Here is an 8,685-nt window from a genome sequence, read left to right as displayed (position 1 = left end):
TTTTCCCTGTTTTTATAAAAAATGATTAAATTTCTTATCCCGAACTCACGTTAAATATCTAAAATTTGCACAAAGATAAGAATAAACAAAAGCCGCCCCTAACCGGGACGGCTCAAAAATTATCAAGAAGCAAATGATGTATGCTTAAATCTGATCTCAGTAAAATGAATGCTTGTAATCTTCAACCGAAGTCATGATCACTTCATGCGCTTCTTCCCTGCCGTACACATTGGTAATTTCAATGTGTGCTTTTTCGCCTGGTAAGTTTTTGTATGTCAAAAAGTAGTGCTTCAAACGCTCTACAATTCCTTCCGGAAGTTCGCTTAGGTCTGAAAAACCGCCATATACTTCGTCACCTTTCAATACCGCGATAATTTTATCATCAGCCTCTCCGCCATCGATCAGACGAATTCCTCCGATTGGTTTGGCAGTACAAAGGATATCTCCGTGAGAAATGATTTTTTCGCAAAGTACCAAGATATCAAGCGGGTCACCATCGCCCTCAGTCACATCTCTTCCTGAGCGTTCGCGCGCTAATAATGCTATTTTGTCACCGCAATAGGTCTTTGGAATAAAACCATAAAGTGCAGGAACAATGTTGGAATATTTCTGCGGCCGGTCGATCATCAGATAACCGGTTGCTTTATCAATTTCGTATTTAACTGTATCAGTAGGAACAATTTCAATAAATGCATTTACAAGTTCAGGCGCATTTTCACCCATTGGAATTCCATGCCAGGGATGTGCTTTGTGTACGTTAGCGATCATTATTTGTGTAATAGGTAATAACTTTTTTATGAATAATTTCTTCCTTGAAACTTAAATCCCGGCCCGTTCAGAGATGTTGTAATCCCCGGTTTTTGAAACGGATTGCTTCACAAACAATTCCCCCAAAAATCCGGCCAGGAACAGTTGCGAACCAACCATAATGGCTACCAGCGCCAAAAAGAACAATGGATTTTCAGTAACATTCCGGTAGGGCTGCAAATTATAAATATTATATATCTTTTTACCCAGCAACCAAAAAGCTATAATGCTTCCCAGAAAAAACATAAGGGTTCCCAGACTGCCAAATAAATGCATTGGCCTGCGCCCAAACTTATTCACAAAGGCAATCGAAAGCAAATCCAGAAAGCCAAAAATGAAGCGTTCCAACCCGAATTTTGTGTAACCGTATTTGCGGGCCCTATGCTGGACAACCTTCTCTCCGATTTTTGCAAAACCGTTCCATTTGGCGATCACCGGAATGTAACGGTGCATTTCGCCGTAAATAGTAATGTTTTTTACTACCTCTTTTCTGTAAGCTTTCAGTCCGCAATTGAAATCATGGAGCGACACGCCTGAGATACTTCTGGTGGCCGCATTGAAAATCTTGGTAGGAATGGTCTTTGTAATCGGATCGTACCGCTTTTTCTTCCAGCCCGAAATCAGATCAAAACGATCTTCGGTGATCATGCGGTACAGCTCAGGAATTTCGTCCGGACTATCTTGCAGGTCGGCATCCATTGTAATTACCACATTCCCCCGCGCGGCCTGAAAGCCAGTTTGAAGCGCCGCGGTCTTTCCATAATTTCTTACAAAACGAAAGCCTCGGACATTCGGATTTTCGGAAGAAATTGTCGAAATCACAGCCCAGGACTGGTCTTTGCTGCCATCATCAATGAACAGAACTTCGTACGAAAAACCGTTTTCGTCCATTACCCTCGCAATCCATTCACTGAGTTCAGGCAATGACTCTTCTTCATTAAAAAGCGGAATTACAACGGAAATCTGAATAGCTGAATCGGTCATGAATAATGTTCAATGGTATGCCTGTAACGGCGTCGCGGTGCAAAGTTCGTGTTTTTCCTGATCAAAATATTAAATAAAAGTCTTTCAATAAATCTTTAAAAGCCTGGTGGTAAGTCACTCCGTCAGGTTCATAAATGTACATTACCTGATTAACTTCCAGATTCTGAAGCACTTTATCTCTCTGAAATGTCATGAGTTGCCTGAATGCTTTTTTGCCTTCGTGGTGGAACAAAGTCAGTTTGCGGGTCAAAAACCAGCCTGCCTTCTCCGCTTTTTCTACGAAACGGTTTCCTTCATCCAGCGGAAAAAGAATGTTGAACTTACCTTCTGGCTTTAAAAGCCTGATAATAGATTGCAATAGCTCCTCAAAATCAAGCGACTTCGCATGATGGGCAATGTTCTTTTTGTCGATGGGAGATAGCAGATCGGACTGAAAAAATGGCGGGTTCGTAATGATGACATCGTACCGGTGATCCGACTCAAATTCCTGTACAGCGGAATGAAAAAGCCTTATACGGTCATAGAAAGGGCTTTTTTCCACATTCTCTCCTGACTGATAAAAAGCTTCGGCATCAATCTCCACGGCGTCAATGATCCCGTACGAATTTCGTTGTGCTACCATGAGCGACAGTAAGCCCGTACCCGCACCGATATCGAGAATGTGATCGGCATCTCTTACGTCCGCCCAGGCACCCAGCACGCAGGCATCCGTACAAACTTTCATGGCACACTGGTCCTGCTGAACCGTAAATTGCTTGAATTTAAAGTGGGAGTTTCGTGCCATAAGAGTTTCTATTTTCGTCCAAAATCAGCCGGGTTTTCACCCCAGTACTCTGTTTCCCATTTCAGGATTTGATTCTTAAATGTATTGGTGGCCAGCCATCGTTCCGCGCGTTGAAGCATTTCAAAAACCGGTTTATTGCGCGGCGTCAATACCAGTTTAGTATTAGCATGCTTTTTCCTGATCCAGCTTATCGCCGTTCTCGAATCGCTATATATTGGCAAATCACTTTCTTTTTTTTGCAAATAGGCTAATGCATGTACAATCGCAAGAAACTCTCCAATGTTATTCGTAGCGTCTTTGAACGGGCCCTGCAAAAAAATCCTTTCTTTGGTAGCAAAATAAATACCCTGATATTCCATGTCGCCCGAGGCCGTATTCCAGGCTGCATCCACTGCAATGCTATTTTTAATGGGCTTACCAATGTTGGCCGGCGCTTCTTTCAGTATGGCAGGCTTGCTATCCTTCTTCGCAACAAACTCCCAGTAATCACGCTGGATAGCCGCTTCTGCCTCTTGTATTGATTCAAATGACTTGTAACGTGCGTCCTCAAAGCCTTTGATCTGGGCTTCGCATTCTTTCCAATCTGTAAAAACTCCCGTTTTCCGCCCCTGCCACACTACGTAATATTTTGTCTTTTTGGCCATTTATTAATGAGTGTATGAGTCAATGTTAGAAGGATACTCAGGCTTTTTGTTCCCAGACTTGGCAAAGATTGACGATTACTTCTACTGCCTTTTCCATATCCTGCACCGAAACCCATTCTAATCTTGAATGAAAAGCATGTTCGCCTGCGAAAATGTTTGGACAAGGGAGGCCCATAAATGATAGTCTTGATCCGTCAGTACCACCTCTGATACTCTGCAAAATTGGGTCCAACCCAGCCATTTTTATGGCACTGAGCGCATTTTCAATTACTTGCGGATGCTGATCCAATATTTCTTTCATGTTCCGGTATTGCTCTTGGACCTTAAATTCCACCGATGATCCTGGATAGTTTGTCAGTACCTGATCGGTAATTTGTTTCAGTAATGCTTCTTTTTTGTGAAGGCCAGAAACTGAAAAATCCCTGATAATGAAGACCAATGTCGCTTTTTCTTGGATACCTTCCATTTGAACCGGGTGAATAAACCCTTGCTTATCCTCTGTACTTTCAGGAGAAAGACTTCCCTTGGGCAATGCAGCGAGAATGTCAGCCGCTATCTTCAAAGCATTTTCCAGTTTCCCGATTGCATAACCTGGATGCGTGCTCACGCCATGAATGGTGATTTTCACACCGTCAGCCGAAAACGTTTCGTCCTCCAAAGTACCGATCGCTTCTCCGTCCACGGTATAGCCGTAATCTGCTCCCAGTTTGACGAGGTCCACCTTTTCCGTTCCCCGTCCCACTTCTTCATCGGGCGTGAACAGAATTTTAATGTCACCATGCTTTACCGCAGGATTAGCCAGAAGAAACTCGGCCGCAGCCACGATTTCTGCCACTCCTGCCTTGTTATCAGCACCCAGCAATGTAGTACCGCTGGCCGTAACAATGTCATTTCCTATCTGCTGGTCCAAATCATGTAGCTCGCCAATTCTCAAAACCTGACTGGTATCATCCGGCAAAACAATGTCGGAGCCGTCCCAATTGTGGTGAACGATCGGTTTCACATACGCGCCCGAGACATCAGGCGAGGTATCTACGTGAGAACAAAAGCAGATTACCGGAATGTCCGTTTTGTCTGAATTCGAAGGAATGGTCGCATATACGTACCCATGCTCATCCACATGCGCATCCGTGACACCCAGTTCCTGCAACTCCACTACCAACTGATTACTCAGGTTACGCTGCTTGGCGGTACTCGGAAAACTCTCGGAATTAGGGTCCGATTGGGTATCAATTTGTACGTAGCGCAGGAAACGTTCGAGTACGGAAGTCATAGCAGGATGTGAATGGGCAAATGAATATTAACTGATAATGGAAGCCAGATCAGCCGGAGAATAATTGATATTTTTCAGTGTTTTGTCGTCAGCCTTGCGGTAAACGAGGTATTTCCCGCTGTCTTCCTTGTAGTAGCAATCCGTTCCTTTGGCTTGGTAATGTGCTACTGTCGCTTCTGCTTCTTCAATGGTCAGGCATGCTTTGGACATATTGGAGCGCTGCACTTCGTCAAACAGTTCCCTGAATTTTTCTCCCAATCCAAATTCCAAAATAGCGCCGGATAATACATATTGCAAGTCACAAAGCGCATCTGCTACTTCCACAATGTCTTTTTCAAGAATTGCTACTTCCAGCTCTTTCAATTCCTCAGCCAGCAAAGCTACCCGAAGACGGCTTCTACCCTCCGAAGGGATCGTAGGCGTTTCAAGAATAGGGTGTTTAAATGTTTTATGGAATTCCGCGACTTGATTCAGGCTGTCCAGCTGTTGCATTTTTGTATCGGTTTTTAAATTTTGCATTGAACTATAAATAAATGACTACCAATGTCTTACATTGACAGATTTGTCTTAAACAACTTAATGGCGATCGCCAGGAGAATGATACCAAATACTTTACGTAAAATGTCGGTACCGCCCTGCCCCAGCTTCTTTTCCAGCCAGTTGGAGGATTTGAGTACCAGATAGACAAAGAACAAATTCAGTAATATGCCTACCAAAATATTCTCGATCGCGTAAGCCGAGCGCAGCGAAAGCAGGGTCGTCATGGTAGCAGCGCCGGCAATGATTGGAAAGGCGATCGGCACAATGGAGGCAACGCCAACATCCATATTGTCGTGTTTGAAAATATTCCTTCCCAAGATCATTTCCAGCCCAAGCAGGAACAGGATAATGGCGCCGGCAATGGCAAAGGAGGCGACATCCACTCCAAAAAGGCTCAACAGTCTTTCTCCCAGAAAAAGGAAAACAACCATAATAAACCCAGCGGCCAATGTCGCTTTTTCGGACTCGATTTTGCCCAGTTTTTTCCTAAAATCCACAATGACCGGCAATGAGCCGAGCACATCGATTACTGAAAAAAGAATAAGTGTAACGGATACTATCTCCTTGAAATTAAACATGTCGTTGACCCCGGCGATTTTCCAGCAAAGTTGCTCAAAACCGTCTGCTTACACAACCTTTCAGGCTGGAAGTAGTTAAAAAGGGTACTAGGAACCGTTTCCGGGAAGAAAATTCAGGAAAGTATTAAATTGTTTCTTGTACTTTTCCTCGTCGATTTTATAGAAAAATGCTCCTTTTTTTGAATAACCTTTCTGTTTTTCGTCCAGCTTGATCAGCAAATTCGTTGACAGCAGTTTCCGGCTGAAATTACGCTTGTCAAGCTCGGTCCCGAAAATGGCTTCATACAGCTTTTGAAGCTGGGGAATTGTGAATTTTTCCGGAAGTAGCTCAAAACCAACCGGGTGCTGCGAAGCTTTGTACCTCAAATGCTCAATGGCCATATCCACCATGGAGGCGTGGTCAAACAGCAACTTGGGTAATTCTTGCATAGGGAACCATTGCGCCTCGTAATTTTTGGAAATTTTAGAATCGTAATCCTCTACATTGATCAACGCAAAATAAGCCACAGAAACGGTTCTTTCCACCGGGTCACGCCGCGGGCTCCCGAACGTATGAAGCTGTTCCAGATAAATGTCAGTAAGGTTGGTCAGCTCAAAAAGGATGCGGGACGAGGCTCCTTCCAGACTTTCGTCGGGTTGTACCCAGCCACCCATCAGGGACCAGGTATGGTGCTCATCCTCAATGCCTCTTTTGACCAATAAAAGTTTTAATTCCTCGCCGTCAAAACCAAAAATAATCGAGTCCAGGGCGACAAGACACTTCGTTTGGGCCTGGTATTGCTTTAATATATCTAAACGCACAAGTTATAGCTGCGGGGGAGTGAGAAATAGTATTTAGTTAATAAATGCAAACAGTGACGTTTACTACTCATTCGCTACTTCGAAGTCATGCTGACTAGAAATTGCTTTAATGTATCAATCTCCTTTTGAGTAATAGCAGGGAAATTTGCGATCCTGAAACTGGTATCCTTTTCTTTACCATAACCATTTCCTAGTACGATTTCAGCCTGTTTTGCCGCTTTTTTAAGATCAGCAATTCGTTCTCTGGTTTCCCGAACGGCGATAACCGTGTCAGATCGTACTACCTCGTTTTCTACCAGGATCTGGTAACCATTTTCGGAAAGGAACGAGTACCATTCAGCAGCCCTTTTCTTAGTCTGATTGGATACTTCCTGAATAGGCGCCACCTGCTGCATTACTTTGCCCATCAGATAAATCCCAAGTGTATTAGGTGTGTAAGGCGTCTGGAATTTGAGAAAATTGTCTCTTATAAACAACAGACTGTTATAATGCTTGCGCTCGCCGATTCGGATTGCCTGTTCAATGGCCTTTGGGGAAACGATCATTACCGCCATTCCTGCTGGCAAGCCGAAGCATTTCTGCACGGATGCGTACCATACATCCGCACCTTCCCAGGGTAGCTCGACACCAGCCATGGAAGATGTTGCGTCAACAGCAATGACATTGGGGACTCTTTTACGAAGATCTGTGAAGAAGTTGTCAGCAACTTTGGTACCGTTGGAAGTCTCATTGTGCGTGATACAAATCACTTCATCTTCTCGGACAACCGATTCATGTAAAAACAAAACCTCATTTGGCTCAAACGACCCGTCTGCGGTATGAGAGGATATATTATGAGTATAATCCATCCATTTCTCTCCAAACGCACCATTAAAGATGTGTAGACTGGAATTTACGATCAGCGACTGCGCGATGATTTCCCAGCATTCGGTAGCAGACGAAACAAAGTAAACTTCGTAATCAGCCGGGATATTTAACTTCAATTTCACGCCGGAGATCGTTTCCCCCAGCATTTTCATAAATCCATCGCTCCGGTGGTTGGCACTGATCAGCCCGCTATCGAAAGCCTCTTTAATGTAATGTTCCACTTCGGGATAAACTTTCGAGGGTCCGGGATAAAACGTGATCATTGTTGCTATGATTTATTTTAAACAAAAACATCACAGGTTTCGGAGACTGAAACCTGTGATGCTAATATTGAGATTTTTAAGTTTTATAAAAACCCTTCGCGAATCATCGCTTTTTCCAACTTCGCGCCTAATGCATCCGAAGCTTTCAATAAAGGCAAACGAACCGCCGAGCTACAAATGCCTTTGATTTCCAGACATTTTTTGATGCCTACGGGATTGGATTCAATGTAAAGCAATGTGTCAAATTCCAGGAACGCCAGCTGCAATTTCGCAGCTTCTTTGAAACGTCCTTCCAGCGCATGCCAGGTAAGTTCTCCAAATTCCTTCGGGAAAGCATTTGCAATCACCGAGATCACACCATGCCAGCCGACGCTCACCATGGTGGTTACCAGATTATCGTCGCCAGAAAGCAACAGAAAATCGCCTGGTACGCGTGCCGCCAATTCCATGCTTTGTTCAAGACTGCCGCCTGCATCTTTAATACCAATGATATTTGAATGTGTTGCCAGCGCCACAATGGTGTCAGGCTTCATGTTGGTCACGGTGCGACCTGGTACATTGTACAAAATGACAGGTACCGGCGAAGCGTCAGCAATAGCCGTGAAATGCGCAATGATACCTTCCTGGGTAGGTTTATTATAGTATGGGCAAACCGACAAAATTGCGTCGATACCATTAAAATCTGTTTCCTTAATGCAATCCAGAACGGATTGGGTATCGTTGCTGCCAATGCCATAAACAATAGGCAGTGACTTGTAGTTATTCTTGATTGTAAATGCCAGAATTTCACGTTTTTCCTTAGAGTTGACCGTCGGCGATTCTCCGGTTGTACCCTGAACGACGAGATAGTCCGTTCCTCCTTCAGTCACCAGGTCGATCAATTTTTTCAACCCCTGGTAATCAATCTCATTCTGCTCATCAAAAGGTGTGATCAGCGCTGCTCCCACTCCTTTGAAACGTTGGTCCAATGGCATTATTTACTTATATAATTGGTTAATTTTAAAAACACAAAGTTAGCTTTCTGAGCCGTTTTTCTTTACTTATTCTCAATCATTGCTAAAAATTCTTCCTCGCTTAAAATCGTCACGCCTAGTTTCCTGGCTTTTTCCAGTTTTGAAGGCCCCATATTCGCGCCAGCCAGCAA

General features: G+C 43.9%; 10 protein-coding genes. All 10 read right to left on the bottom strand.

Features of this window, described 5'->3' with window-relative positions; genetic code table 11:
• Positions 1–156: 156 nt before the first annotated feature.
• The gene (locus ABIO93_RS02630) at positions 157–765 is read right to left on the bottom strand and encodes an inorganic pyrophosphatase (RefSeq protein ID WP_348064117.1); all 609 of its coding nucleotides are present in this window, start codon (positions 763–765) and stop codon (positions 157–159) included.
• Positions 766–819: 54 nt separating this feature from the next.
• Positions 820–1,791 carry a glycosyltransferase family 2 protein gene (locus ABIO93_RS02625; protein ID WP_348064113.1) on the bottom strand — a complete coding sequence of 324 codons (972 nt, stop codon included), beginning with the start codon at positions 1,789–1,791 and terminating at the stop codon, positions 820–822.
• Between the two features lie 61 nt (positions 1,792–1,852).
• Entirely contained in the window at positions 1,853–2,575 is a 723-nt protein-coding gene (locus ABIO93_RS02620) for a methyltransferase (protein ID WP_348064111.1), read from the bottom strand.
• An 8-nt stretch (positions 2,576–2,583) separates the two neighbouring features.
• A complete protein-coding gene (locus ABIO93_RS02615) occupies positions 2,584–3,219 on the bottom strand; it encodes a ribonuclease H family protein (RefSeq protein WP_348064109.1) in 636 nt (211 codons plus the stop codon).
• Positions 3,220–3,256: 37 nt separating this feature from the next.
• Entirely contained in the window at positions 3,257–4,492 is a 1,236-nt protein-coding gene (gene pepT / locus ABIO93_RS02610) for a peptidase T (RefSeq protein ID WP_348064107.1), read from the bottom strand.
• 27 nt (positions 4,493–4,519) lie between these two features.
• Positions 4,520–4,984, bottom strand: coding sequence for a nucleoside triphosphate pyrophosphohydrolase family protein (locus ABIO93_RS02605; protein WP_348064115.1), 465 nt, complete (start codon positions 4,982–4,984; stop codon positions 4,520–4,522).
• Positions 4,985–5,040: 56 nt separating this feature from the next.
• Positions 5,041–5,610 (bottom strand): MarC family protein, encoded by a 570-nt coding sequence (locus tag ABIO93_RS02600; protein WP_348064105.1) that lies wholly within the window; start codon positions 5,608–5,610, stop codon positions 5,041–5,043.
• An 87-nt stretch (positions 5,611–5,697) separates the two neighbouring features.
• The gene (locus ABIO93_RS02595) at positions 5,698–6,411 is read right to left on the bottom strand and encodes an NUDIX domain-containing protein (RefSeq protein WP_348064103.1); all 714 of its coding nucleotides are present in this window, start codon (positions 6,409–6,411) and stop codon (positions 5,698–5,700) included.
• A gap of 74 nt (positions 6,412–6,485) precedes the next feature.
• Positions 6,486–7,541 carry an aminotransferase class V-fold PLP-dependent enzyme gene (locus ABIO93_RS02590; RefSeq protein ID WP_348064101.1) on the bottom strand — a complete coding sequence of 352 codons (1,056 nt, stop codon included), beginning with the start codon at positions 7,539–7,541 and terminating at the stop codon, positions 6,486–6,488.
• 83 nt (positions 7,542–7,624) lie between these two features.
• Positions 7,625–8,515, bottom strand: coding sequence for a 4-hydroxy-tetrahydrodipicolinate synthase (gene dapA / locus ABIO93_RS02585; RefSeq protein WP_348064100.1), 891 nt, complete (start codon positions 8,513–8,515; stop codon positions 7,625–7,627).
• Positions 8,516–8,685: the final 170 nt, after the last annotated feature.

The organism is Dyadobacter sp. (genome assembly GCF_039919315.1).
Classification (GTDB): domain Bacteria; phylum Bacteroidota; class Bacteroidia; order Cytophagales; family Spirosomataceae; genus Dyadobacter.
Note: the sequence above shows the minus strand (reverse complement) of the source record. Positions and strands in the feature narration are given on the sequence as shown.